Below are 24,714 nucleotides of genomic sequence, written 5' to 3' on the forward strand. Positions count from 1 at the left end.
GCCACCTCTTTGGTTATCCTGCGTCTGAACGCGGCGTAACCAAGAGGTGGCTTTCGTTCTTCCTGCCGCCTGCATGACTAGAGTTGTGACGTGCGCAATTACACAACTGAAACCGAGCCGACCCCCGTTGTGAGTCCGTGGGTGGATGAACTGCTGCCCGGACTGATCGAGTTCAGGCGGGATCTGCATGCGCACCCGGAACTTTCCTTCAAGGAATTCCGTACCACCGACAAGCTCGTGGAACGGCTCGAAGCCGCCGGGCTCAAGCCGCGACGCCTCGAAGGCACCGGCCTGACTGTGGACGTCGGCGAGGGCCCGATCGCCACGGCGCTGCGCGGGGACATCGACGCGCTGCCGATCATCGAGGAAACCGGCCTTCCCTTTGCCTCAAAGAATCACGGCGTGACGCACGCTTGCGGACACGACATCCACACCACCACCATGCTCGGCATTGCCCTGGTGCTGCAGCGGATGCACAAGAACACTCCGCTGGGCGGCACGGTCCGCATCATTTTCCAGCCCGCTGAGGAAACCATGCCCGGCGGCGCGCTGTCCTGCATCGAGCAGGGCGTATTGCAAGGCGTACCCCGCATCCTCGCCTTGCATTGTGATCCGAGGATCAATGTGGGCCAAATCGGCACGCGCATCGGAGCCATCACCTCGGCATCGGACACCATCAAGATCGAGCTCACGGGACGCGGTGGCCACACGTCCAGGCCGCATTTGACCGAAGACCTGGTGTTCGCACTCGCGCAGATTGCCGTCAACGTTCCGGCAGTCCTGTCGCGGCGCGTGGATGTCCGCAGTGGCGTTTCCGTGGTGTGGGGCCAGATTTCTGCGGGCTCTGCACCAAACGCCATTCCGGGTAGCGGCTATATGGCAGGCACCATGCGCTGCCTGGACCGGGACGCCTGGCACAGCGCAGGGGAGTTGCTGGACGATGTCGTGAAGCAGGTCGCCGCTCCTTACGGTGTGGACGTCCACCTGGAGCACACCCGTGGCGTTCCTCCTGTGGTGAACTCGGAGCACGAGACCGCGTTGATTGAAGCTGCTGCCCGTGCCGAACTGGGCGAGCACGCCGTGGTCCTGACCCCGCAGTCCATGGGCGGCGAGGATTTTGCCTGGTTCCTGGCGGACCTCCCGGGTGCCATGATGCGCCTTGGCACGCACACTCCGGGCGGCGAGGAATACGACCTCCACCGCGGAGACTTCATTGTGGACGAGCGAGCCCTCGGCTTCGCCATTCGAGTCCTGACAGCTGCCGCGCTCAGGACGATCCGCGACCTCCAGGACTAAACCCAACCAAGTAGCAGCAAAGCGCGTTTTGAGCCCTCAAAACGCGCTTTGCTGCTACTTAGTTGGGTGCTTTTCCGCCAGTTAGGTTGTGCACAATTGAATTGTGCGCTATCGTTTTTCCCATGAGTGATGCTCCCCGACTTCGGCACCAAGTCTGCTTTGCCCTCTACTCGGCATCAAAGGCGGCGACGGCGGTCTACCGTCCGGTGCTGGATGAACTCGGGCTGACTTACCCGCAGTATCTGGTGATGTTGGTCTTGTGGGAGCAGGAGCCGCGGAGCGTTCGGGATCTTGGCGCCGAACTTGGCCTTGACTCCGGGACGTTGTCCCCCCTGCTGAAGCGCCTTGAGGCGCTGGGGCTCGTGGAGCGCCACCGATCAGCGGAGGACGAGCGCCGCGTTGACGTTGTCCTGACCGATGCAGGCAAGGAGCTCAGCTCCCGCGCCGGGGCGGTTCCGCGGCGCCTCGCCGAAGCTGCCGGCCTGTCGCCGGCGGAGATCGAGCAATTGCACGCCACGCTCGGCAAGCTCACGGCTGCGCTCCACAAGTCGCTCTGACAGCCAGGCATCCACAGACGCCTTTCAATCCCAAAGCCTCAAATTCCCGAAGAGAACGGAAACACCATGAAGACTCTCTACACTGCCGAGGCCTTGGCCTCCGGCGAAGGCCGTGACGGCAACGCCCGCACCAACGACGGCAAGCTCGACGTGGCACTGGCAAGCCCGGTGGAACTGGGTGGCAACGGCCAGGGCACCAACCCCGAACAACTCTTCGCCGCCGGTTATGCAGCCTGCTTCCACTCCGCGCTGCGACTGGTCGGCCGCAAGGAACGCGTTGACCTGAGTGACTCGGCTGTTGCTGCCAAGGTCCATTTTGGTGCGCTGACCGACCGCGAAGGCTACGGGCTGGCTGCTGAGCTGGAGATCGCTTTGCCCGCTTTGGACCGCGGTACCGCCGAGGAACTGATGGCCAAGGCCCACCAGATTTGCCCTTACTCCAACGCCACCCGCGGCAACATGGCCGTTGACCTCAAGCTCGTCGAGTTCGCAGCATGAGCCCGGCAACCATCGAGACTCCGGCCGCCACGCGCGAAATCCAGCTCGCCTCACGCCCGGTGGGTCGCCCGGCCCAGGAGAACTTCCGGTTGGCTGCCTCGGAGCTGCCCGAACTCCAGGACGGCCAGCTCCTGGTCCGCAACCAGTTCATGTCGGTTGACCCTTACATGCGCGGCCGGATGAACGACGTCAAGTCGTACTCGGCGCCGTTCCGGTTGGATGCAGCGCTCGACGGCGGTGCCGTAGGTGAGGTGATCGCGTCCCGTTCGGACGCGCACAAGGTGGGTGACGTCGTCGTGCATCAACTGGGGTGGCGCGAGCACGCAGTGGTGGATGCGGCAGCGACCACAGCGGTTCCGAGTGGCTTGGCGCCCACGTCCGCATTCCTCGGCGCCCTGGGCATGACCGGGTTGACCGCCTATGCCGGCCTGCTCAAGGTTGCCGAATTCAAGGAAGGCGACGTCGTCTTCGTGTCGGGCGCCGCGGGTGCAGTTGGCTCCATGGTGGGCCAGATCGCCAAGGCCATGGGGGCTGGGAAGGTCATCGGCAGTGCGGGATCGCCCGAGAAGGTGGCTCGGTTGCTGGAGCTCGGCTTCGATGCCGCCTTCAACTACAACGATGCTCCGGTGCTGGACCAGCTGCAGAAAGCCGCGGGGGAGCGCGGCATCGACGTGTACTTTGACAACGTTGGCGGCGAGCACCTTGAGGCTGCGCTGGCAACACTCAACGTGGGCGGCAGGGTAGCCATGTGTGGCGCGATCGCCCAGTACAACTCCACCGAACCCCCGGTTGCACCCCGGAACCTGGCCCTTGCTATTGGCAAGCAGCTGACGATCCGTGGATTCCTGGTGGGTGGGCAGCGCCAGCACGCCGCCGAGTTCGCGCAGAAGATGGCGGGTTGGCTGGCCGATGGGACTGTGAGCTACGACGAGACAATCGTGGACGGGCTGGAGAATGCACCCCAGGCGTTCATCGATCTGCTGGACGGCGCGAACACCGGCAAGATGCTCGTCCGCTTGTGACTTGCGCGGCCGGCTACTGCTTGGTAACAAAAGGTCAACAATCTGCCCGCAGGGGCTGATTTGTGCTACCAGCGTGTGGTCCACGCCACTAGTGTTGGTGATATCAAGGCGCTTCGGCGCAGTGCTGCGAAACTTCAGTGAAAACAGAATTTCTGCCTCGGGTATTCGAAACGGACACTCATTGACCATCCGTCGTAGCGCGACTCACTTTCTTCCTGGAGGAAAATTGAAGAACCCACTGCGTGCCACCCTTAAGCGCGGTTCAATGGCCGGTGTTGCAACGGCAGGAGCCGCTGCGCTCCTGCTCAGCGGTTGTGGAGCGGCCCCCGACGCCGCTTCCCCCACCGCTACCAAGAGCGACTTTGTCGGCTGCATCGTGTCCGACTCCGGCGGATTCGATGACCAGTCCTTCAACCAGTCCTCGTATGAAGGTTTGCAGAAGGCCGAAAAGGACCTTGGCATCACCATGAAGTCGGCTGAGTCCAAGGCAAACAGCGACTTCGAGACCAACCTGAACGGCATGATCTCAGCTGGCTGCAACCTGACCGTCACGGTCGGCTTCCTCTTGGGCGATGCCACCAAGGCTGCGGCAGAGAAGAACACGGACAAGCACTTCGCCATCATTGACTACTCGTACGCGGCCCCCATCGCGAACGTGAAGCCGGTGGTTTACGACACCGCACAGGCCGCCTACCTGGCTGGCTATGCCGCTGCCTCGGCCTCCAAGACCGGCAAGGTGGGCACCTTCGGTGGCATCAAGCTCCCCACGGTGACCATCTTCATGGACGGTTTCTATGACGGCGTCCAGGCTTACAACAAGGCCAAGGGCAAGTCCGTGCAGGTTGTCGGTTGGGACAAGACCACCCAGGACGGCTCGTTCACGGGTGACTTCGAGAAGCAGGACACCGGCAAGCAGATCACCAAGAACCTCCTGGACCAGGGTGCGGACATTGTGATGCCCGTTGCAGGTCCCGTTGGCAAGGGTGCAGGCGCTGCACTGAAGGAAGCCAAGGCTGCCGGCAAGGACGTCAAGCTCATCTGGGTTGACTCCGACGGCTACCTCACCGCTCCTGAGTACAAGGACCTCATGCTGACCTCCGTGGTCAAGCAGATGGGCCAGGCTGTCGAGGCGGTTGTGAAGGACGATACCGAAGGCAAGTTCAGCAACGAAGCCTACGTTGGCACCCTTGCCAACGAGGGCGTCGCTCTGGCGCCGTTCCACGACCTGGATTCTGCAGTGACTGCCGAAACCAAGTCCGAACTCGATGCCCTGAAGGCTGACATCGTCTCCGGCAAGCTTGTTGTCGAGTCGGCGGCAAGCCCCAAGAAGTAAACAATTCCTGGACGCGCCGCCAGTACCGAGCTCCGGTACTGGCGGCGCGTTTTTGCCCTGACTAGGCTGTGCTCAAAGCTACGGGCTTTGAGCAGTACAGCCGTCCCTCGGACTCAAAGAACGGTGGGAGTTGTGAAACTCGAATTGAAGGGGATCTCGAAAGCCTTCGGGACCTTCTACGCCAACCAAGACATCGACCTCGTGGTCGAATCCGGCCAGATCCACTGCCTTCTGGGCGAAAATGGAGCCGGAAAATCAACCCTCATGAACGTGCTGTACGGACTCTATGAGCCCACGGCCGGACAAATCCTCGTTGACGACCAACCCGTCAGCTTCCGCGGCCCCGGCGATGCCATGGCTGCCGGCATTGGCATGGTGCATCAGCACTTCATGCTGGTCCCCGTTTTTACGGTGGCTGAAAACGTTGCGCTGGGGGCGGAGCCGACCTCGTTCGGTGGCGTCCTCAGCATTGACGAGACCCGGAAGAAGATCCGGGAAATCTCGCAGAAGTACGGCTTCGACGTGGACCCGGACGCACTGGTGGAAGATCTGCCGGTGGGCGTCCAACAGCGCGTTGAAATCATCAAGGCGTTGGTTCGCGAAGCCAAGGTGCTCATCCTTGACGAACCAACGGCTGTGTTGACCCCGCAGGAAACCGATGAGCTCCTGGACATTATGCGCCAGCTCAAGGCCAGCGGCACATCCATCGTGTTCATCTCGCACAAGCTGCGCGAAGTTAAGGCCGTCTCGGACGTCATCACCGTGGTCCGTCGCGGCAAAGTGGTGGGGGATGCACCACCCACGGCCTCGGCCACGGAATTGGCATCCATGATGGTGGGCAGACCTGTCAGCCTGAGCCTCAACAAGGCCGCTGCACAGCCGAAGGAAACCACGTTCGTGGTGGAAAACCTGACGGTCCGTGCGCCCAACGGCACCAACGTGGTGGACGGGATCAGTTTCGACATTGCGCAGGGCGAGATCCTCGCCGTCGCGGGTGTCCAAGGAAACGGTCAAACGGAACTGACCGAAGCCATCCTCGGAATCCAGGAGCATGTCACCGGTTCCGTGACGCTGGACGGCAAGCAGCTCCTGGGACTGCCGGTCAAGGACGTGCTGCGCTCCGGCGTCGGATTCGTACCGGAAGACCGGACCGTGGACGGGCTGGTCGGCCCCTTCTCGGTGGCCGAGAACCTGGTGTTGGACCTCTACGATCAGGCACCGTTTGCCAGCGGTATCAGCATGAACCCCGGCAAAGTGGTGGAGAATGCCAAGGCCAAGATCGAGGAATTTGACATCCGGACCCCTTCGGCGGGAGCCGCGGCAGGAACGCTGTCGGGTGGCAACCAGCAAAAGGTGGTCATGGCCCGCGAATTGTCCCGGCCGTTGCGGCTGTTCATCGCCAGCCAGCCAACTCGTGGCGTTGACGTCGGCTCCATCGAGTTCCTGCACAAGCGCATCGTCGCCGAACGCGATGTGGGAACGCCGGTCATGATCATCTCCACGGAGCTTGATGAAGTGATCGAGCTCGCGGACCGGATCGCTGTGCTTTACAAGGGGAAGCTGGTGGGCATCGTTCCCGCCGGCACGCCCCGTGACACCCTCGGCTTGATGATGGCCGGCGTCGGCCCGGAAGGAGGCTCCGATGACCAGTAGTGACCAGACCGGCGACCAGCCCAACAAGGACCGAACACCCGAAGAGTCCACGTCGGAGGTACGGGCGGCGGACGTCGCCCTGGACACCGCGGGCGGGACGCTGGAACCATCCTTGGTCCCGGTCTCCAGCCAAAGCGGAGACACCGGCCACCAACAAGGCAGCGTCATGCGCCGAATCGTCATGGGCAACGGCTTCGTGTCCGTCCTGGCGGTCATTGTGGCGTTGTTCCTGGGCGGCCTGCTGATTGCCTTCACGGACGATCAGGTCGCCAAGACGTCCAGTTACCTCTTTGCCCGACCCACTGACTTCCTGTCAGCTGCCTGGGGCGCAATGACCAAGAGCTACGTCGCGTTGTTCCAAGGATCGGTGTTCAACCCACGCCAGGGCCTCCAGCCGCTACTGGAAACCATGACCGTGGCCACCCCGCTGATTTGTGCCGGCCTCGGTGTCGCCTTGGCTTTCCGGGCGGGCCTGTTCAACATCGGCGCCCAGGGCCAGATCATCATCAGCGCCACCCTCGCTGCCTACGTTGGCTTCGCCTGGCACCTGCCGTTCGGCCTGCACCTGCTGGTGGTCATCATCATGGGTGTCCTGGGTGGTGCCGCGTGGGGCGCAATCGTCGGCATCCTGAAAGCACGGACCGGCGCGCACGAGGTCATTGTGACCATCATGCTGAACTACATCGCCTTGTTCCTGCTGGACTTCCTCCTGAACACGGCTGCGTTCCGGCGCCCGGGGGATAACAGCCCCATTTCGCCCAGATTGGATGAGACAGCCACCTACCCGGTGCTGATTCCGGACTCGCGACTCCACTTGGGCTTCCTCGTTGCCGTGGCATTGACTTACGGCGTGTGGTGGTTGCTGAACCGCTCCACCATCGGCTTCGAGTTCCGTGCCGTGGGCGCCAACCCGGTTGCTGCCCGCACCGCCGGCGTCAAGGTACCCCGGGCCACCATCATGGTGATGGCCCTCGCTGGAGCCCTCGCCGCCTTCGGTGGGGTGGCCCAGGTGGCCGGTACTGAAAAGGTGCTCACAGGTGGTGTCGCGGCCCAGATTGGCTTCGACGCCATCACCGTGGCACTGCTGGGCAGGAGCACGCCATGGGGAACATTCTTTGCCGGCCTCCTGTTCGGTGCCTTCCGCGCCGGCGCAGTCCAAATGCAGATCCAAACGGGCACACCCATCGACATCGTGCTGGTGGTCCAGTCCTTGATTGTCCTGTTCATCGCGGCACCCCCGCTGATCAGGTCCATTTTCCGGCTTGAGCCCAAGAAGAAGACCAAGACACCAAAGGCGGCTCCCAAGGCTGCCGTCGCCAACGCCACCGGAGGTGCCAAGTGAGCGCGACTGCAGTTGCTCCCAAAGCGGGGGCGCCCGCCCTGGGAATCCGTCCTTCCCTGAAGGTCCCTGTTTCACTCGGCGTCCTGGCTTTGCTGGCGCTGGTCTTCTTCGGATTGCTTGGCCCGGACCAAACGGCTGAGATGAAAATCAGCGATCCCGGTGACGCCATTGCAGTTCCGGCCCTGATGATCCCGGGTCAGGTGGGCGGCATTGTGCTGGCCGTTCTGCTGCTGGCCATGGCTGCCTACTCGATCTACCTCTGGACCCGCGGCGAACGCTCACCCAAGTGGTTGCCCATCGCATTCGCCGTGGTCTTCGTGTTTGCACTTCTGGTGTGGATTGTGGCAGGTGCACGGCAGCCGTCCATTTCGCTGGCGGGCCTTGTTGCCGGCTCGGTGACTTTGGCTGTGCCCTTGGTGTTTGGCTCGCTCTCCGGTGTCCTCTGCGAGCGTGTTGGCGTGGTCAACATCGCCATCGAAGGCCAGTTGCTGGGTGGCGCGTTCACTGCAGCGTTGGTCGCCACCGTCACGGGCAGCCCCTACGTGGGCTTGATCGCCGCTGCGGCAGCGGGCGCCGCGGTGTCCATGGTTCTGGCAGTGTTCAGCATCAAATACCTCGTCAACCAGATCATTGTGGGCGTGGTGTTGAACGTGCTGGTCTCGGGTCTCACCGGGTTCCTGTTCGGCACCGTCATGGTTCCCAACAAGGCCCAGTTCAACACTCCGGGCCGCCTGGACATCCTGCCGATTCCATTCCTCTCGGACATCCCCATTATTGGACCCATCCTGTTCGAGCAGTCCATTGCGGGATATCTGATGTACGTGGCCGTCGCAGTGGTCTGGTTCGGGCTGTTCAAAACCCGCTGGGGCCTGCGCGTCCGGGCAGTTGGCGAGCACCCGCAGGCGGCCGATACCCTCGGCATTAACGTCAACGCCACCCGCTTCTGGAACGTGACCCTGGGTGGTGCCATCGCGGGTATCGGTGGCGCAGTGTTCACGCTGGTCACCATCGATTCGTTCACCAAGGAGATTTCCGGCGGCCGAGGATTCATCGCGTTGGCCGCCCTGATCTTTGGCCGATGGAACCCGATCGGCGCCTTCCTGGCTTCGCTCCTGTTCGGCTTCGCGTACAACCTCCAGTCGATCCTCGGAATCATAGGTACGCCCGTGCCGAGCCAGTTCATGGCCATGCTGCCTTACCTGGTGACCATTTTCGCCGTCGCCGGTTTGGTGGGCAGGTCGAGACCACCGGCCGCAAGCGGCATCCCGTACGTGAAGGGTTGACGCATGCCGGCAACCGAGGTGGATTGGCATGCTCTGGAAGACGCGGCGAAACAGGCCATGGAGCGGGCCTACGCGCCCTATTCCAAGTTCCCGGTGGGGGCTGCGGCCCTCACCGAGGACGGTCGGATCATCAGCGGCTGCAACGTGGAGAACGCCAGTTACGGGCTGACGCTCTGCGCCGAGTGCGCGCTGGTGGGCCAACTCCATATGACCGGGGGAGGCAGGCTCACTGCGTTTTATTGCGTTGATGGCACCGGGAGCATCCTGATGCCGTGCGGGCGATGCCGCCAGCTGCTGTACGAGTTCAGGGCGCCCGGGATGCAGCTCATGACCACGCAGGGAATCAAAACCATGGACCAGGTACTGCCTGACGCCTTCGGTCCCGAAAACCTGGAGGAAACACAGTGACCAGTACTGAAGCATTCGACGCCGTCCAGATCATCTCCATCAAGAGGGACAAGGGCACCCTCACCCCCGAGCAGATCGACTGGACCATCGATGCCTACACCCGCGGCGTCATTGCCGAGGAACAAATGGCCGCGCTGAATATGGCCATCCTCCTCAACGGGATGGACCGCGCGGAGATCTCCCGGTGGACGTCGGCGATGATCGCCTCGGGGGAGCGGATGGACTTTTCGTCGTTGACCACGCCCGACGGCGGCAGGAAGGCTACCAGCGACAAACACTCCACCGGCGGGGTTGGGGACAAGATCACCTTGCCCCTGGCCCCGCTGGTGGCAGTCTTCGGCGTGGCCGTCCCGCAGCTTTCGGGCCGCGGTCTCGGCCACACCGGCGGCACACTGGACAAGCTCGAAGCCATTCCAGGATGGCGGGCCTCCCTGAGCAACGACGAGATCATGGCCCAGCTGCAGGATGTTGGCGCAGTCATTTGTGCCGCGGGTGCTGGCCTGGCCCCGGCCGACAAAAAGCTGTACGCCCTGCGTGACGTCACCGGAACAGTGGAAGCCATCCCGCTGATTGCGTCCTCGATCATGAGCAAGAAGATCGCAGAAGGCACGGGCTCGTTGGTGCTGGACGTCAAGGTGGGTTCCGGTGCCTTTATGAAGGACCTCGCCAAGGCCCGTGAGCTGGCGGAGACCATGGTGGCCCTGGGCAAGGACGCAGGAGTGCACACCGTAGCGCTGCTGACGGACATGTCTACGCCGCTGGGGCTGACCGCTGGAAACGCGATCGAAGTCGAAGAATCCGTCGAGGTCCTGGCAGGCGGCGGCCCGGAAGACGTGGTCGAACTGACGGTCCGCCTGGCCGAGGAGATGCTGGCTGGAGCCGGCATCCACGACGCCGATCCTGCCGCCGCGCTCAAGGACGGGCGGGCCATGGACGTGTGGAACAGGATGATCGAAGCACAGGGTGGTGACCCCCGTGCTGCCTTGCCCGTGGCCAGGGAGTCCGAGGTTGTCTATGCTCCAGCCGACGGTGTCCTGGTGGGACTGGACGCACTCTCCGTAGGCGTGGCGGCCTGGCGTCTCGGGGCCGGGCGCGCGCGCAAGGAAGACCAGGTCCAGGCCGGAGCGGGCGTTCGATTGCACGCCAAGCCGGGTGCGCTGGTCCGTGCCGGTGAGCCCCTGATGACGCTGCTGACGGATACGCCGGAGAAATTTGAGCGTGCCAAGGAAGCTCTTCAGGATGCCGTGGTGATCGCGCCCGAGGGCTCACGTCCGGCCCATCAGCTGATCATCGACAGGATCGCCTAGGCTTTATTCCTGTGCAGGCAATCAACGATTTCATTCTGGCCGCCGCCGAGCAGCCCTGGGTGCTGTTCCTGGTGTTGGCCTGCTGTGTGATCGATGGTTTCTTCCCGCCCATACCCAGTGAATCCGTGGTGGTGGGGCTGAGCGCTGTTTCCGGCAGCGGAGGGTCTCCCAATGTGTGGCTACTGGTTGTGGTGGCAGCCATCGGAGCCTTCTCGGGCGACAACATCGCCTACTTGATTGGCCGCCGGATTGGCGTCCAGCGGTGGCGCTGGATGCGCACGCAGCGCATGCAGGGGGCCTTCCGCTGGGCCGGCAAAGAACTTCGACGCCGGTCGGCATCTCTCATCATGGTGGCGCGGTTCATTCCGATCGGCCGGGTGGCGGTCAACCTGACGGCCGGTGCCACGCACTTCCACCACCGGAAGTTCGTCGCCTTGACCGCCATGTCCGCCATTTTGTGGGCAGGCTATTCGGTGGTGCTCGGGTACTTCTTCGGCCTCTGGTTCGAACACAACCACCTGCTCGGAGCCGTCATTGCGATCCTCGTTGCCGTGCTCCTGGGCATCGTCATCGACCGCATCATCAGCAAAGTCCGTGGCTCCGTGCCGCTGGACGCAAAAAACTCCACTGAAGAAGGCGCCCCGCCTCCACCCACGGTATGACAAGAACGACGCCGGAAGATCAGCCCGGCGGTGGACGCCGGAACTGCAGGTGGCCGGATAGCGTTAATCGCGTGATCCCGAGGCTGGGGCGTAGCGAACGACGTCCCGGCCATGGGACACTAAGAGCGACTTCCGTCACAGTGTCAAGTCATATTCGCCTAGGAGCTACCGCCGCGTGGAGTTTTTGAACCAAATGCTCGAGCATGCAGCCGGGCAGCCTTGGATTTACCCGGTACTCCTCGTCTTCTTCTTCATCGACGGATTTGCCACCATCCTTCCCAGTGAAACAGCCATTGTTGGGCTCTCGGCGCTGTCCCTTCACAGCGGTCAGCCGAACCTTTGGATCCTGGGCGCCACGGCCTTGGTTGGTGCCATGGCCGGTGACAACATGGCGTACATGCTGGGCCGCAAGATCGGGCTGACACGCTGGAAGTGGATGCGCCGGCCCAAGGTTCAGAAGATGTTCGCCTGGGCACAATACGAGCTCGACAAGCGCGGCGCTGTGCTCATCTTCACGGCCCGTTACATTCCGTGGGGCCGCGTGGCCGTGAACTACGTGGCCGGCCAAACCGGATTCCGCCACCGGACCTTCTTCTGGTTGGACGCTTTCGCCTGTGTCACCTGGGTTGGCTACTCGATCGGCATCGGCCTCCTTGCCGGTCAATGGGTGCACAACAACCCGCTCCTGGGTGTCGGCATTGCCGTGGCCTTCGCAGTGGTGCTGGGCATCGTCGTTGACCACGCCCTCCGCTGGTGGCACAAGTACCTGGAGAAGAAGGACCATGCCAAGAAGGCAGCCGCAACTGCGGAGGCTTCCACGGTGGAAACCGCCGAAAAAGCGGTTGTCGGCCTCGACCGTTCAAAGCCTGCTGGCTAAGGTCCTGCCGTCCCCCTAGAGTTGGTACGTGACTGAGCCCATTGTTGACGCTGCCCCTGCCCTCGACTTCGATCTGAAGAGCCTCCCCAAGGTTTCCCTGCACGACCATTTGGACGGGGGATTGCGCCCGGCCACCATCATCGAGCTGGCGCAGGCCGCCGGCCATACCCTGCCGTCCACGGATCCCGTCGCCCTCGGCGAGTGGTTCCGCGAGTCCGCCGACTCCGGCTCGCTGGTCCGCTACCTCGAAACGTTTGATCACACCGTTGCCGTCATGCAGACCAAGGAAGGCCTCTTCCGGGTCGCCAAGGAATTTGTGGAAGACCTCGCCGATGACGGCGTCGTCTACGGCGAGGTGCGCTGGGCGCCGGAGCAGCACCTGCAGAAGGGCCTCACGTTGGATGAGGCTGTGGAGGCAGTGCAGGCAGGCCTGGAGGCAGGCGTGGACGCCGTTGAAGAGCGCGGCCAGCAGATCCAGGTTGGTCAGCTGATCACCGCCATGCGGCACGCAGACCGCGGCCAGGAGATCGCTGAACTTGCCGTCCGCCACCGCGCCAAGGGCGCGGTGGGCTTCGACATCGCCGGCGCGGAAGACGGCTTCCTGCCTTCGCGGTTCAAGGAGGCCTTCACGTACCTTGCCGAGAACAACTTCCCGGCAACAGTCCACGCGGGTGAAGCCGCTGGCCTGGACAGCATCCAATCTGCCTTGGTTGACGGACGTGCGCTGCGCCTCGGCCACGGCGTGCGGATTGCCGAGGACATCACGGTGGAGTTTGAGGACAACGCGGACGACGACGGCGAGGACACCGTGGGCATGGTGACGCTCGGCGGCGTGGCCGCCTGGGTCCGCGACCGCGGCATCGCCCTGGAAATCTGCCCGTCGTCGAACCTGCAGACCGGAGCGATCGCCAGCTTCGGCGAGGGCATCGAAAGCCACCCCCTGGACATGCTCTTCCAGTTGGGCTTCAACGTGACCATCAACACCGACAACCGGCTTATGAGCGGGGTCACCCTCACGGACGAATTCGAGCTCTTGGTAGAGACGTTCGACTACGACCTGGACGATTTGCTCGAACTCACGCTCAACGCAGCCGAGGCATCCTTCCTGCCGCTGGACGAGCGTGAAGCGTTGGTTGAGTACATCAATGATGCTTACGCCAACCTCGGCTGATCACTTCACGGCTGGTTCCGGGATTGCCCAACTGATTGAAACAGTCGCCGCCCTGCGCGAGCACTGTCCTTGGATGGGCGCCCTCACTCACGAATCGCTCGTGGAGTACCTGATCGAGGAAGCCTATGAAGTGGTGGACTCGATCGAGGCCGGCGCCGGAGATCCCTCCGGCGCTGTGCCTTCCACGTTTGACCGTGAGCTCCGTGGCGAGCTGGGCGATGTGCTGCTCCAGGTTGTGCTGCATGCCCGGCTCGCCGAGGAGCGCAGCAGCTTTGGCTTTGACGACGTGGCCCGCGGCATCAACGCCAAGATGGTCCGCCGCAATCCGCACGTCTTCAAGGCTGATGGGTCCCTGCAGGAAACGTTCCCGGCCACCGTCGAGGAAATCGTCCTGAAATGGGATGCGGTAAAACGCGCCGAGAAGCCGGAGCGGGCGGATCCGTTCGAGGGACTCCCGCCGCACCTGCCTGCCCTGGCAGGGGCGCAGAAGTCGCTTGATCGCGCAGCTCGCGCAGGCCTGGCCGTGGACGCCAAAACCCTGCGGACCGCCGTCGTGATTCCTGAAATCCCCACGTCCGAAGACGAACTCGGTGAGCTGCTGCTCGCTGTGGTCGCCGGGGCACGGACACATGGCCTCGACGCCGAGCGGGCCCTGCGAAAAGCCGTTCGAACGTTTCAGAACGCGCAAGGCCTGCCTTCATGACGTGAGTGTTCGGAATCCGTTCCGTAACCTGAGCCACTCTCGACTACGCTAGTAGCGACGAGGACGTCGAGAATTCCCCTCTAGATTCCTGTAAATCGCTTCACCATAAGGAGCACATCCATGGCGCTTATCGATGCCATCCACGCCCGCGAGATCCTTGATTCCCGCGGAAACCCGACCGTAGAAGTTGAGGTTCTGCTCTCCGACGGCCAGATCGGCCGTGCAGCAGTTCCTTCCGGTGCCTCCACCGGTGAGCACGAGGCCGTCGAACTCCGCGACGGCGACAAGGGCCGTTACCTCGGCAAGGGTGTCCAGAAGGCTGTTGACGCCGTCATCGACGAGATCTCCCCGGCCCTGATTGGCTTCGACGCCACGGACCAGCGCAGCATCGACCAGGCCATGATCGATCTCGACGGCACGCCCAACAAGGCCAAGCTCGGCGCCAACGCCATTCTCGGCGTTTCCCTGGCTGTTGCCAACGCTGCTGCAGCTTCCTCGGACCTGCCGCTGTACAAGTACCTGGGCGGCCCGAACGCCCACGTCCTGCCGGTTCCTCTGATGAACATCCTCAACGGTGGCTCGCACGCTGACTCCGATGTAGACATCCAGGAATTCATGATCGCCCCGATCGGCGCCGAGACTTTCTCCGAGGGCCTCCGCTGGGGTGTTGAGGTGTACCACAACCTCAAGGCCGTCCTCCAGGAAAAGGGCCTCTCCACGGGCCTCGGTGACGAGGGTGGCTTCGCGCCGAACCTGCCGTCCAACCGTGCTGCACTGGACCTGATCCAGGAAGCCATCAAGAACGCCGGCTACACCCCGGGCACGGACATCGCACTGGCCCTGGACGTGGCCTCCTCCGAGTTCTACAAGGACGGCGCTTACCAGTTCGAGGGCAAGGCACTGACCGCTTCCGAGATGAGCGCCTACTACGCCGAACTCGTTGCCGACTACCCGCTGGTCTCCATTGAAGACCCGCTGGACGAGAACGACTGGGAAGGCTGGAAGACCCTCACCGACACCATCGGTGACAAGGTCCAGCTTGTTGGCGACGACCTCTTCGTCACCAACCCCGTCCGACTGCAGCAGGGCATTGACGCCGCTACGGCCAACTCGCTGCTGGTAAAGGTCAACCAGATCGGTTCCCTGACCGAGACGCTGGACGCCGTTTCCCTGGCCCAGCGCTCCGGTTACACCACCATCACCTCGCACCGCTCCGGCGAAACCGAGGACACCACCATTGCTGACATCGCCGTTGCCACCAACGCGGGCCAGATCAAGACCGGTGCCCCGGCCCGCTCCGAGCGCGTCGCAAAGTACAACCAGCTGCTGCGCATCGAAGAAGAACTCGACGACGCCGCACGCTACGCCGGCCGCAGCGCGTTCCCGCGTTTCAAGGGCTAGCATCCGCGAAAACAGCTGACCGGTGGCTATGGTGGAAAGACCATAGCCACCGGTTCTGTTTAACGCTGGCACGGTCAGAAAAGCAAGCGCAGCAACCCGCCAGGCAAGCACCGGGCATTACAGGAGTGTCATGGCCACCCGTCGTCCAAAGGTTCCCAGGGCCGACGCCCTTGGCCGTCCGTCCAGCGATACCCGGACCACCGGTGCCGCCCCGCGTGCTGCCGCCAAGGGACCTGCCGGCGCTGGTTCCAACGGCTCAGGTTCCAACGGCTCAGGTTCCGACGGCGGAGACGTCATCAAAGCCGAGTTTGGTACGCGAAGCACAGCAAAGTCCTCGACGCCGGCTGGTGGTGCCAAAGCGCCGGCCGGCCGTACTGATAAGGCTGCTCCGAAGAGTCCGGGAGGCAGCAGGACGCCGGGCGGCAAGAAGCCATCGGGGGCTCCGGCGAAGGCCGCGGACAAGGGTTCCAGCAATCCGGGTCCCGCAGCCAAGGACGACCGCGATGCTGATCCTGTACCCGCCAAGGCCTTCTCCGGACGCATGCTGGCGCTGGCAGTGGTCATGATTGCCATCACCATCATGCTGGCTCCGACCGTCAAGATCTTCCTGGAGAAAAGGGCCGAGATCTCGGCCTTGGAGGCGGAGATCGCCAGCAGGACGGCCGAGCAGGCCGAGCTCAACAAGCAACTGTCCCGGTGGCAGGATCCGAACTACGTGAAGCAACAGGCCCGCGACCGCATTAACATGGTTATGCCGGGTGAAACGGGTTACTGGGTGTTTGGCGGGGAAGATTCCGCCGGGACCCCGGGTGGCCGCACCGGCTCCGGACCATCCGCAAACCCGGCAAACCTGCCATGGGTGGATGCTCTATGGGAGTCCATCAGACGATCGGCAACAGACTAAAGACGCGGTGCCCGCCGCCGTCGTGTCCGCATGGGGCACGGCAATCCGGGCAGGAAGGTTGGCAGCGCAAGTGGAAGAGAACACGGCAGCCGTGCCGCAGGAATCCCGCCAGCCATCAGCACACGACCTTGAGGTCCTGAGCCGCCAGCTCGGCCGGCCGGTCCGCGACGTCGTTGAAATCCCGGCGCGCTGCGTCTGCGGAAATCCGCTGGTAGCAGCCACGGCGCCGCGGCTCAGCAACGGAACCCCGTTTCCGACCACTTTCTACCTGACCCACCCGGTGATCACCTCCGCCGTCTCGCGCCTGGAGGCAGGCGGGCTCATGACTGAAATGAACGATCGCCTCACGGCGGACCAAGCACTTGCTTCGTCGTACGAGCAAGCCCATGAGGCTTACCTGCAGGCGCGTAACGAGATCGCCGACCGCTCCGGCACGGGCGCGGTTCCGGAGATCGACGGGATTTCCGCCGGTGGCATGCCCAACCGCGTCAAATGCCTCCATGTCCTGGTGGGCCACTCGCTGGCCGCCGGCCTTGGCGTGAACCCTTTGGGCGACGAAGCACTCGATGCCATCGCTGAGTGGTGGACCAAGGACCGCTGCTACTGCGACGGCGCGTGGGACACCACTGGCGAGGCGCCGTCCAAAGATCTCAGCCGCCACGGCCCGCAGGGCTTGCCGGACATCGTGGGACGGCCGGCACCTGTCCGGAAGTCCACGTCAGAACCGCAAGCCGAACAGCTGGAGGACAACGCATGAGCCGCGTGGCCGCGATTGACTGCGGAACAAATTCCATTCGCCTCCTGATCGCCGATGCCTCGGTTAACGGCGCACCGGGACCTTTGACAGACGTCGTCCGTGAAATGCGGGTGGTGCGTCTTGGCCAAGGTGTGGACGCGACGGGGGAGCTTGCCCCGGAGGCGCTGGAACGGACCTTCGCTGCCACGCGGGACTACGCGGGCCTGATCCGGGAGCATGGCGCGGAGCGGGTCCGTTTCGCGGCGACCTCAGCAACGCGTGATGCCCGCAACCGGCAGGTGTTCGTGGACGGCATCCGGGAGCTGCTCGGCGTCGAACCCGAGGTCATATCCGGCGACGAGGAAGCCGCACTGTCCTTCGCCGGTGCCAGCAGCGTTCTGCCAGTGACGGGCGATGACGCCATCCTGGTGGTGGACCTTGGCGGCGGCAGCACCGAATTCGTCCTGGGTGACGCCAGCGGTGTCCTTGCCGCGCGGTCGGTCGACATCGGTTGCGTGCGGCTCACCGAACGCCATCTCGTCAGCGACCCGCCCACCCGGGAGCAAATTGCCGCCGCAGAGGCCGACGTCGATGCCGCGCTTGATCTGGCCGCGCAGACGGTACCGCTGGACCGTGCCACCGCCGTGGTTGGGGTCGCTGGCTCGATCACCACCATCACAGCCCACGCACTGGGCCTCAGCGAGTATCAGCCGGAGCGCATCCATGGCGCGTACCTGGACCTGGAGACCATTGGCGATGCCGCCACCAGCCTCTTGGAAATGACCCGCGACGAACGTGCAGCGTTGCCCTACATGCACCCGGGCCGGGTAGACGTGATCGGCGCAGGAGCATTGGTGTGGCGGCGTATCCTGCAGCGGCTGGCCACTGTGAGCCAAGGCCGGATTGAAGGCGCTGTTTCGAGCGAACACGACATCCTTGACGGGATTGCGCTGAGTATCCGCTAGCGCGTTTCCGCCAGGCAGCCGCCTCCGCGTTGATTGCGCACACCGACGTACAGCTGATGGGACCCGAATGACCCTCCGAAACCACCGCATTCTTTCCGCGGCACTGGCCACGACGCTTGCTGGTGGCGCCCTTGCCGGTGCGCTGCTCACTGCACCGGCAGCCATGGCGGACGCATGGCGTGACAAGGAGTACTGGCTCAAGGAATCAGGCATTACCAATGCGTGGCAGGTTTCCAAGGGCGCGGGTGTGAAAGTTGCCATCATCGACAGTGGCGTGGATGGCAACCACCCCGACTTGAAGGGCGTCGTGGTAGGCGGCACGGATGTTTCCGGAGCCGGCGCGGCCAACGGGCAGAAAAGCATCGGCGCCAAGACTGAGCACGGCACGCTCGTTGCCACCATGCTCGCGGGCCGTGGGCACACGACGCCGACTGCGTCGCCCTCACCTTCGGCAACTCCAACGGTTCCTCCAGCCGGCGGTCCTGACGGCATCGTGGGCGTTGCTCCGGAAGCGCAGATCCTTGCCGTATCCACCTGGTTGGGTTCGCCCAATCCCGGTGGAAAAACGGACCAGGAACAAATTCCTCAGGCCGTTCGCTGGGCAGTGGACAACGGTGCCAAGGTCATCAACATTTCGCTGGGCAGTACCTCCCCGGATTGGCCGCAGAGCTGGGACGCCGCGTTTTTGTACGCCGAACAGAAAGATGTGGTGATTGTGGCCGCCGCCGGCAACCGCGTGGGCGGAAACGTCCAGGTGGGTGCGCCCGCCACGATTCCCGGCGTGCTGACCGTGGCCGGCCTGGACCGTGAGGGGCAGGCCAGCATCGATTCTTCATCGCAGGGCATCAGCATCGGCGTGGCGGCACCGGCAGAGGACTTGCTGGGCGGCATGCCCGGCGGTGGCTACGCACAATGGGCAGGTACGTCCGGTTCAGCACCCATCGTTTCAGGTGTGGCTGCGCTCATTCGCTCCAAGTGGCCGGAGATGAGCGCCAGCCAGGTGATCAACAGGATCGTCAGCACAGCCAAGGACGCAGGGGCTCCAGGCAAGGACCCCATCTACGGCTATGGCGTCCTCAACGCAGAGGCTGCACTGAAGGACGACGTTCCCACCGAGAGCAGCAACCCGTTGGGGTCTATCGCGGACTGGATCAGGGTGCACCGCCGCGGTGATTTCAGTGCGCCCACAGAGGCGCCGGTTGCGAGCCCGACGAGCGCCGTGCCGACGTTGGCCAATCCGACAGTGCCGGTTGCCAAGACTCCGGCGCAGGTCGATGACGCCCTGCCGGCCGCCGTCGTGCTTGGTTTCGGAGGCCTCTTCGCAGCGATCGTCGCTGGCGCAGCGATCCAGCTCAGGAGGGTCTATAAGAACCCTCCTGCGGCGCCCGAAGAGGCGGAAACCGGGGTGCTTGAAGCGGTGGATCCACCCACCAAGAAGTAGTTAGTGAAGATTTTCACAAAGTGCTGTACTCTGGATTCATGGCAACCACCCCAGAGCTCATTGACCGTCCCCGGGTTCTCGTCGTCGGCGGCGGCTACGTCGGCCTGTACGTAGCCCTCAAACTGCAGAAGAAGATCGCGAATGCAGGTGGCATCGTCACCGTCGTGGATCCACTGCCCTACATGACTTACCAGCCCTTCCTCCCGGAAGTGGCCGGTGGCAACATCGAGGCACGTCACGCCGTCGTCTCCCACCGTCAGCACCTCAAGCAGACTGAGCTCATCCAGGGCCGCGTCACCAGCATTGACCACGCAAACCGCACCGCGGTTGTGGCTCCGTCCGATGGCGGCGCACCGTTCGAGATCCCGTACTTCGACGTCGTGATCGCAGCAGGCGCCATCACCCGCACGTTCCCCATCAAGGGCCTCGCGGACAAGGGCATCGGCCTCAAGACCATCGAGGAAGCCGTTGCGCTGCGCAACAAGGTGCTTGAGCGCATCGAAGCTGCCTCCACCATGACGGACCCGGCAGAGCGCGCCAAGGCCCTCACTTTCGTTGTCGTCGGTGGCGGTTTCGCCGGCATCGAATGCCTCACCGAAATGGAAGACCTCGCCCGCGCAGCGGTCAAGAACAACCCGCGCATCCGCCAGGAAGAAGTCCGCTTCATCCTGGTTGAAGCCATGGGCCGCATCATGCCCGAGGTCACCGCATCCCAAGCCGAGTGGGTTGTGGAGCACCTCCGCAGCCGTGGCATCGAGGTCCTGCTCAACACCTCGCTGGACAGCGCTGAGGGCAACCTCAAGCTGATCAACCTGCCGGACAAGACCCCGGCGCAGGAAGTTGAAGCAGATACCCTCGTGTGGGCTGCCGGTGTGCAGGCCAACCCGATGATCCGCTCCACCGACTTCCCGTTGGAACCGCGCGGCCGCGTCCGCGTCCTCCCGGACCTGCGCATTGCAGGCGACGAAGGCATCATCGAGAACGCCTGGGCTGCAGGCGACATCGCTGCTGTTCCGGACCTCACGGGCAAGGGGCTGCCGGATGGCACCTGCGTCCCGAACGCACAGCACGCACTGCGTCAGGCAAAGAAGCTCGCCAAGAACCTGTGGGCTTCCCGCTGGGACAAGCCGCTGCACGACTACAAGCACAAGAACCTCGGTGCTGTGGCCGGCTTCGGTGAGTGGAAGGGTGTCGCGAACATCAACCTGCTCGGCCGCATCGGCCTCAAGGGTGGCCTCGCCTGGCTCGCACACCGTGGTTACCACGGCATGGCGATGCCCACGTTTGAGCGCAAGTTCCGCGTGGTCTTCGGCTGGATCCTGGCCTTCTTCGCTGGCCGCGACACCACGCAGCTGATCGACCTCGACAACCCGCGCGGCGCCTTCGTGGCCGCCGCGACGCCGGCTCCCAAGCCGGCCGCTGCCCCGGCACCCGCCGAGGAAAAGCCGGTTGTTGCCGCTGAAGCCAAGACTCCGGTATCGGCTGACGCCAAGTAGTTCCCGCTCGACGGCGGCCGCTCCCTGAGGGGAGTGGCCGCCGTCGTCGTTTAAGCTGTTTCCATGCTTGGCGAAACTGATCTGGAAACGCTGCTGGAATCCTTGCATCCCGTGGTCAGGGACGGAGACTACGTCTATGCCCTCTGGCCGCACGGCAAAGCGTTGGAAGGTGACGTTGAGGCCGCGGTCCGCGAGGCCGAGGGGCTGACTGTTGTCCTGCGGCGGGAGGAAGCTGACAGGCTCGGCCTCGCCTATGATTTCGTCGCCGCCTGGATTACGCTCCAGATCCATTCGGCACTTGAAGCCGTGGGGCTGACGGCTGCCGTGAGCGCCGCGCTGACGCACGCCGGGATCAGCTGCAACGTCCTGGCAGGATTCCACCACGACCACCTGCTGGTGCCTGTGGCGGAGGTGGGCCGGGCGATGGACGTGCTGCAGCTTCTGTCGCGGGGGATCGTACTGCGGACCGAGCGACCCGAGGACCGCGACGAGATCCTGGAACTGACTGCGCGGGCCTTCTCCGTGTCACCTGTGACCGGGCAGCCCGTAGAAGGAACGCCGATGGAAGTCGGGCTGCTCAAGTCACTTTTCGAATGCGACGAGTACATACCGGAGCTGAGCATCGTGGCGGAGATCGGCGGCGACATCGTTGGCCACGCCATCAGCACCCGCGGTTGGATCGGGGATCTGGAACTGGTGGCTCTCGGTCCCATCGGCGTGGTGCCCACACTCCAGCGTCGGGGGATAGGCTCCGCGCTGATGCGTGAGTCAGCGGCCCGTGCCACGGCGGCCGGCGAGCCCGGCATCGCATTGCTGGGCAGCCCCCTTTACTACCCCCGCTTCGGCTACGTGCCTGCCACGTCCTTGGGCGTTCAGCCGCCCCAGGCGGCATGGGGCGAACACTTCCAGCTACTCCCATTGCCGGCATGGCCCGACGGCGTTCGCGGAACCTTCCGCTATGCGGCGCCATTCGATCGCGTCTAGCTGAGATACCATGGTCCGGGCGCCCCAGTAGCCCAATTGGCAGAGGCAGCGGACTTAAAATCCGCGTGTTGTGGGTTCGAGTCCCACCTGGGGCACAAATATGAGGTCGCATGGAGTTCAATTCGCGGCCTGAATTCTTCGGAGTCTTTTCCCAGCTCATTCCACGATTCCCTACAGGCAACGAGTGTTATAGGGATGTGACCTGAATCACTTATGTTCCTCGCCCAATTGCACTAGTTTGAGTCTTAATCAGGAACACCTGAGTAATCGCATCAAAGGCAGTTCGCACCTTTCGATCGAGGAGACAACGAATGTTTGATCTTTCCCAAGCGGCGCCCCGAGCCGCCAAGCTAACAGCGCTTGGCATTGGGGTCGCTCTTCTGGCCACAGCTTGTGGTGGGTCTTCCACGCCGAGCCAAACCGGGTCCAGTTCCGCAGCTTCTGCAGGTATCGCCTGCCCGGCTCCGAGTGCAGGGGCGGGAGCCGGCAACAGCCAGGCTGCCACCAATACGGGACCAGTACCTCCTTCGACCACCACAACCGCCACACCGCTTAAGATTGGTTCGCTCCTGCCGACAACGGGGTCGCTGGCGTTCCTCGGCCCACCGGAAATCGCCGGTGTGAACCTTGGCATCAAGGAAGTTAACGACGCCGGCGGCGTCCTTGGCGCTCCTGTAACGGTCACCCACCGCGACTCCGGTGACACCAAGACGGACATTGCCACGCAGTCCACCACTGCGTTGCTTGGCCAGGGTGTCAGCGCCATCATCGGTGCAGCCTCCTCCGGCGTGTCCAAGACGGTTATCAACCAGATCACGGGCGCCGGCGTTGTCCACTTCTCGCCTGCGAACACGTCGCCCGACTTCACCACGTGGGATGACAAGGGCCTGTACTGGCGCACCGCCCCGTCCGACGTCCTGCAGGGCAAGGTCCTCGGCAACTACATGGCTACCTGTGGCGCCCAGACCGTTGGCATGATCGTTCTGAACGATGCCTACGGAACAGGCCTCCAGAAGAACGTCAAGGCAGCCTTCGAGGCAGCCGGTGGCAAGGTGGTCGCTGAAGAACTCTTCAACGAAGGCGACTCGCAGTTCAGCAGCCAGGTGGATAAGGTCATTGCTGCCAAGCCGGACGCCATTGCACTGATCACCTTCGACCAGGCAAAGAGTATCGTGCCGCTGATCACGGGCAAGGGCATCAAGCCCACGCAGCTGTTCATGGTTGATGGCAACACCTCGGACTACAGCAAGGACTTCCAGGCAGGCACCTTGAAGGGCGCCCAGGGAACCATCCCCGGTACGTTCGCGAAGGATGCCTTCAAGCAGCAACTGCTGGCGATTGACCCCGCGCTGAAGGACTACAGCTACGCAGGTGAGTCTTACGACGCCGTGAACCTGATTGCGCTTGCAGCTGAGGCTGCCAAGAGCACCAAGGGCACAGACATCGCAGCCAAGCTGAAGGACGTCTCCGAGGTCGGCGAGAAGTGCAACAACTTCGCCTCCTGTGTCACGTTGCTCCGTAACGGCAAGGACATCGACTACGACGGCCAGTCCGGTCCGGTGACGTTCTCCGACGCCGGTGACCCCACCGAGGCCTACATCGGTATCTACGAATACCAGGATGACAACACCTACAAGCCGGTTCGGGAAGAGTTCGGCAAGCTCTAAGCCAAACATCCCACAACCTGCAGTTCAGAACGGGTCCCCTTCCGCAACGAAGGGGACCCGTTCTGCTGTGCGGGGGCGGGCCAGGGCGATCAGCGCCGGACATCCATCGGTTCGAAGCCTCCCAGCGCGCGGTCCACCATGCCGAGCCCTTGCTGTTCAAACCCAGGGTCGCCCACTTGGTGGGCCCACACCACCGTTCCGATTGCCTGGTTCAGGTTTTCCAGCCTCCACAGAGCCCGCTCGCTGTCTGATGAGACCCCTCTGCCGAAACCGTCGTAGAAGGCCGCTGAGAGCCCGGGGCTGGCCAGCAACTGTTGATGGCTGAGTCGGACCAGGTCGTGCACCCAAGGCCGTGCCTCAGCCCGCCCGAAGTCGATGACTTTGACTGTCCCGTGTTCGTGCAGCCAGTTCCTTGGCTGGTAGTCGCCATGGGTGGTCACAAGCTGTGCTGGACCCGGATCCAGGGCCGCGAGATCAGCGGCGAGGCGGCGGAGTTTATCCTCCGGCACAAGTCCGTGGGCTCGGTTGATCCACGAATGTGTCTTTTTCGCCAGCGAAACGGCGTAGTCGCGCGACGTTCCAACTGGCCGATGGAGGGTGGCAAGCGGGGCTCCTGCCTGCCGATACGTCTCAGGAGCCGTTTCGGCGGCTGTTCCGGCAACCAATACTCCGGGCAAGTAGCTCGTCACAAGAAGTCCTGCGTCAGGGGCTGCATGCTTCAGGACCGGGACCTTGCCTTCGAGGCCGGGCAGTCCATTGGAGTAGGCGGATATTTCCCTTCGTATGTGGTGGCTGGTCACGCTTGCCTTGATGATGCACTCCCCGCTCCCCGGTGTGGACACATGCAGCACAGTGGTGTCCTGCAGCGGCCAAGAGTAATCGTGGAGCACGGTGTAGTTCCCAAGCCACAAGCTCAACAGGCTGAGCTGCTTGTTGGTGATGGCGGCAGTCATTGGTCCAGCATGCCACCAGGAGCGTGGGGATGTGTTGTGGGGCCTGGTGTGCGTG

General features: G+C 63.4%; 23 protein-coding genes and 1 tRNA gene. 23 read left to right on the forward strand and 1 reads right to left on the reverse strand.

Annotation, left to right across the window (positions count from 1 at the left end):
* The first annotated feature begins 90 nt into the window (after positions 1 to 90).
* The 23 genes from ACIQC5_RS05880 to ACIQC5_RS05990 all read left to right on the forward strand — a co-directional run bounded on the left by ACIQC5_RS05880 (position 91) and on the right by ACIQC5_RS05990 (position 23,706).
* Positions 91 to 1,296 carry an amidohydrolase gene (locus tag ACIQC5_RS05880; protein ID WP_400279355.1) on the forward strand — a complete coding sequence of 402 codons (1,206 nt, stop codon included), beginning with the start codon at positions 91 to 93 and terminating at the stop codon, positions 1,294 to 1,296.
* 122 nt (positions 1,297 to 1,418) lie between these two features.
* On the forward strand, positions 1,419 to 1,853 hold the full coding sequence (locus tag ACIQC5_RS05885) for a MarR family winged helix-turn-helix transcriptional regulator (protein WP_400279358.1): 435 nt from the start codon (positions 1,419 to 1,421) through the stop codon (positions 1,851 to 1,853).
* A gap of 66 nt (positions 1,854 to 1,919) precedes the next feature.
* On the forward strand, positions 1,920 to 2,351 hold the full coding sequence (locus tag ACIQC5_RS05890; RefSeq protein WP_400279360.1) for an organic hydroperoxide resistance protein: 432 nt from the start codon (positions 1,920 to 1,922) through the stop codon (positions 2,349 to 2,351).
* Positions 2,348 to 3,373 (forward strand): NADP-dependent oxidoreductase, encoded by a 1,026-nt coding sequence (locus tag ACIQC5_RS05895; RefSeq protein WP_400279363.1) that lies wholly within the window; start codon positions 2,348 to 2,350, stop codon positions 3,371 to 3,373. Before ACIQC5_RS05890 ends, ACIQC5_RS05895 begins: the two co-directional genes overlap by 4 nt.
* Before the next feature lie 91 nt (positions 3,374 to 3,464).
* Complete coding sequence (locus ACIQC5_RS05900) at positions 3,465 to 4,706, forward strand: BMP family protein (RefSeq protein WP_400279365.1); 1,242 nt, start codon at positions 3,465 to 3,467, stop codon at positions 4,704 to 4,706.
* A gap of 132 nt (positions 4,707 to 4,838) precedes the next feature.
* Positions 4,839 to 6,359, forward strand: a complete 1,521-nt coding sequence (locus ACIQC5_RS05905) for an ABC transporter ATP-binding protein (protein ID WP_400279368.1) — start codon at positions 4,839 to 4,841, stop codon at positions 6,357 to 6,359.
* Positions 6,349 to 7,701, forward strand: coding sequence for an ABC transporter permease (locus tag ACIQC5_RS05910; protein ID WP_400279370.1), 1,353 nt, complete (start codon positions 6,349 to 6,351; stop codon positions 7,699 to 7,701). The genes ACIQC5_RS05905 and ACIQC5_RS05910 overlap by 11 nt, the downstream gene beginning before the upstream one ends.
* Positions 7,698 to 8,984 (forward strand): ABC transporter permease, encoded by a 1,287-nt coding sequence (locus ACIQC5_RS05915; RefSeq protein WP_400279372.1) that lies wholly within the window; start codon positions 7,698 to 7,700, stop codon positions 8,982 to 8,984. The genes ACIQC5_RS05910 and ACIQC5_RS05915 overlap by 4 nt, the downstream gene beginning before the upstream one ends.
* 3 nt (positions 8,985 to 8,987) lie before the next feature.
* Positions 8,988 to 9,392, forward strand: a complete 405-nt coding sequence (locus ACIQC5_RS05920; RefSeq protein ID WP_400279375.1) for a cytidine deaminase — start codon at positions 8,988 to 8,990, stop codon at positions 9,390 to 9,392.
* A complete protein-coding gene (locus tag ACIQC5_RS05925; protein ID WP_400279377.1) occupies positions 9,389 to 10,699 on the forward strand; it encodes a thymidine phosphorylase in 1,311 nt (436 codons plus the stop codon). Before ACIQC5_RS05920 ends, ACIQC5_RS05925 begins: the two co-directional genes overlap by 4 nt.
* Before the next feature lie 11 nt (positions 10,700 to 10,710).
* Complete coding sequence (locus ACIQC5_RS05930) at positions 10,711 to 11,361, forward strand: DedA family protein (RefSeq protein ID WP_400279380.1); 651 nt, start codon at positions 10,711 to 10,713, stop codon at positions 11,359 to 11,361.
* 193 nt (positions 11,362 to 11,554) lie between these two features.
* Positions 11,555 to 12,238, forward strand: coding sequence for a DedA family protein (locus tag ACIQC5_RS05935; protein WP_400280146.1), 684 nt, complete (start codon positions 11,555 to 11,557; stop codon positions 12,236 to 12,238).
* Positions 12,239 to 12,266: 28 nt separating this feature from the next.
* Entirely contained in the window at positions 12,267 to 13,409 is a 1,143-nt protein-coding gene (locus ACIQC5_RS05940; RefSeq protein ID WP_400279383.1) for an adenosine deaminase, read from the forward strand.
* On the forward strand, positions 13,387 to 14,112 hold the full coding sequence (locus ACIQC5_RS05945; protein ID WP_400280148.1) for a MazG nucleotide pyrophosphohydrolase domain-containing protein: 726 nt from the start codon (positions 13,387 to 13,389) through the stop codon (positions 14,110 to 14,112). The genes ACIQC5_RS05940 and ACIQC5_RS05945 overlap by 23 nt, the downstream gene beginning before the upstream one ends.
* 120 nt (positions 14,113 to 14,232) lie before the next feature.
* On the forward strand, positions 14,233 to 15,513 hold the full coding sequence (gene eno / locus ACIQC5_RS05950; protein ID WP_400279386.1) for a phosphopyruvate hydratase: 1,281 nt from the start codon (positions 14,233 to 14,235) through the stop codon (positions 15,511 to 15,513).
* A 130-nt stretch (positions 15,514 to 15,643) separates the two neighbouring features.
* On the forward strand, positions 15,644 to 16,417 hold the full coding sequence (locus tag ACIQC5_RS05955; RefSeq protein ID WP_400279388.1) for a septum formation initiator family protein: 774 nt from the start codon (positions 15,644 to 15,646) through the stop codon (positions 16,415 to 16,417).
* Between the two features lie 70 nt (positions 16,418 to 16,487).
* Positions 16,488 to 17,174, forward strand: a complete 687-nt coding sequence (locus tag ACIQC5_RS05960) for a DUF501 domain-containing protein (RefSeq protein ID WP_400279390.1) — start codon at positions 16,488 to 16,490, stop codon at positions 17,172 to 17,174.
* Complete coding sequence (locus tag ACIQC5_RS05965) at positions 17,171 to 18,118, forward strand: exopolyphosphatase (RefSeq protein ID WP_400279392.1); 948 nt, start codon at positions 17,171 to 17,173, stop codon at positions 18,116 to 18,118. Before ACIQC5_RS05960 ends, ACIQC5_RS05965 begins: the two co-directional genes overlap by 4 nt.
* A 67-nt stretch (positions 18,119 to 18,185) precedes the next feature.
* Complete coding sequence (locus tag ACIQC5_RS05970) at positions 18,186 to 19,559, forward strand: S8 family serine peptidase (protein WP_400279395.1); 1,374 nt, start codon at positions 18,186 to 18,188, stop codon at positions 19,557 to 19,559.
* 38 nt (positions 19,560 to 19,597) lie between these two features.
* Positions 19,598 to 21,055, forward strand: coding sequence for an NAD(P)/FAD-dependent oxidoreductase (locus tag ACIQC5_RS05975; protein ID WP_400279398.1), 1,458 nt, complete (start codon positions 19,598 to 19,600; stop codon positions 21,053 to 21,055).
* 63 nt (positions 21,056 to 21,118) lie between these two features.
* Positions 21,119 to 22,039: an N-acetyltransferase gene (locus ACIQC5_RS05980; protein WP_400279400.1), complete on the forward strand. Its 921-nt coding sequence runs from the start codon at positions 21,119 to 21,121 to the stop codon at positions 22,037 to 22,039.
* A 21-nt stretch (positions 22,040 to 22,060) separates the two neighbouring features.
* A tRNA-Leu gene (locus ACIQC5_RS05985) sits at positions 22,061 to 22,134 on the forward strand.
* Between the two features lie 216 nt (positions 22,135 to 22,350).
* Positions 22,351 to 23,706, forward strand: a complete 1,356-nt coding sequence (locus ACIQC5_RS05990; protein WP_400279403.1) for an ABC transporter substrate-binding protein — start codon at positions 22,351 to 22,353, stop codon at positions 23,704 to 23,706.
* Positions 23,707 to 23,795: 89 nt separating this feature from the next.
* Here the strand turns inward: ACIQC5_RS05990 and ACIQC5_RS05995 are convergent, their stop codons facing one another.
* Positions 23,796 to 24,659, reverse strand: a complete 864-nt coding sequence (locus ACIQC5_RS05995) for an aminoglycoside phosphotransferase family protein (protein WP_400279406.1) — start codon at positions 24,657 to 24,659, stop codon at positions 23,796 to 23,798.
* Positions 24,660 to 24,714: the final 55 nt, after the last annotated feature.

This window comes from Paenarthrobacter sp. NPDC092416 (assembly GCF_044755025.1).
GTDB lineage: Bacteria > Actinomycetota > Actinomycetes > Actinomycetales > Micrococcaceae > Arthrobacter.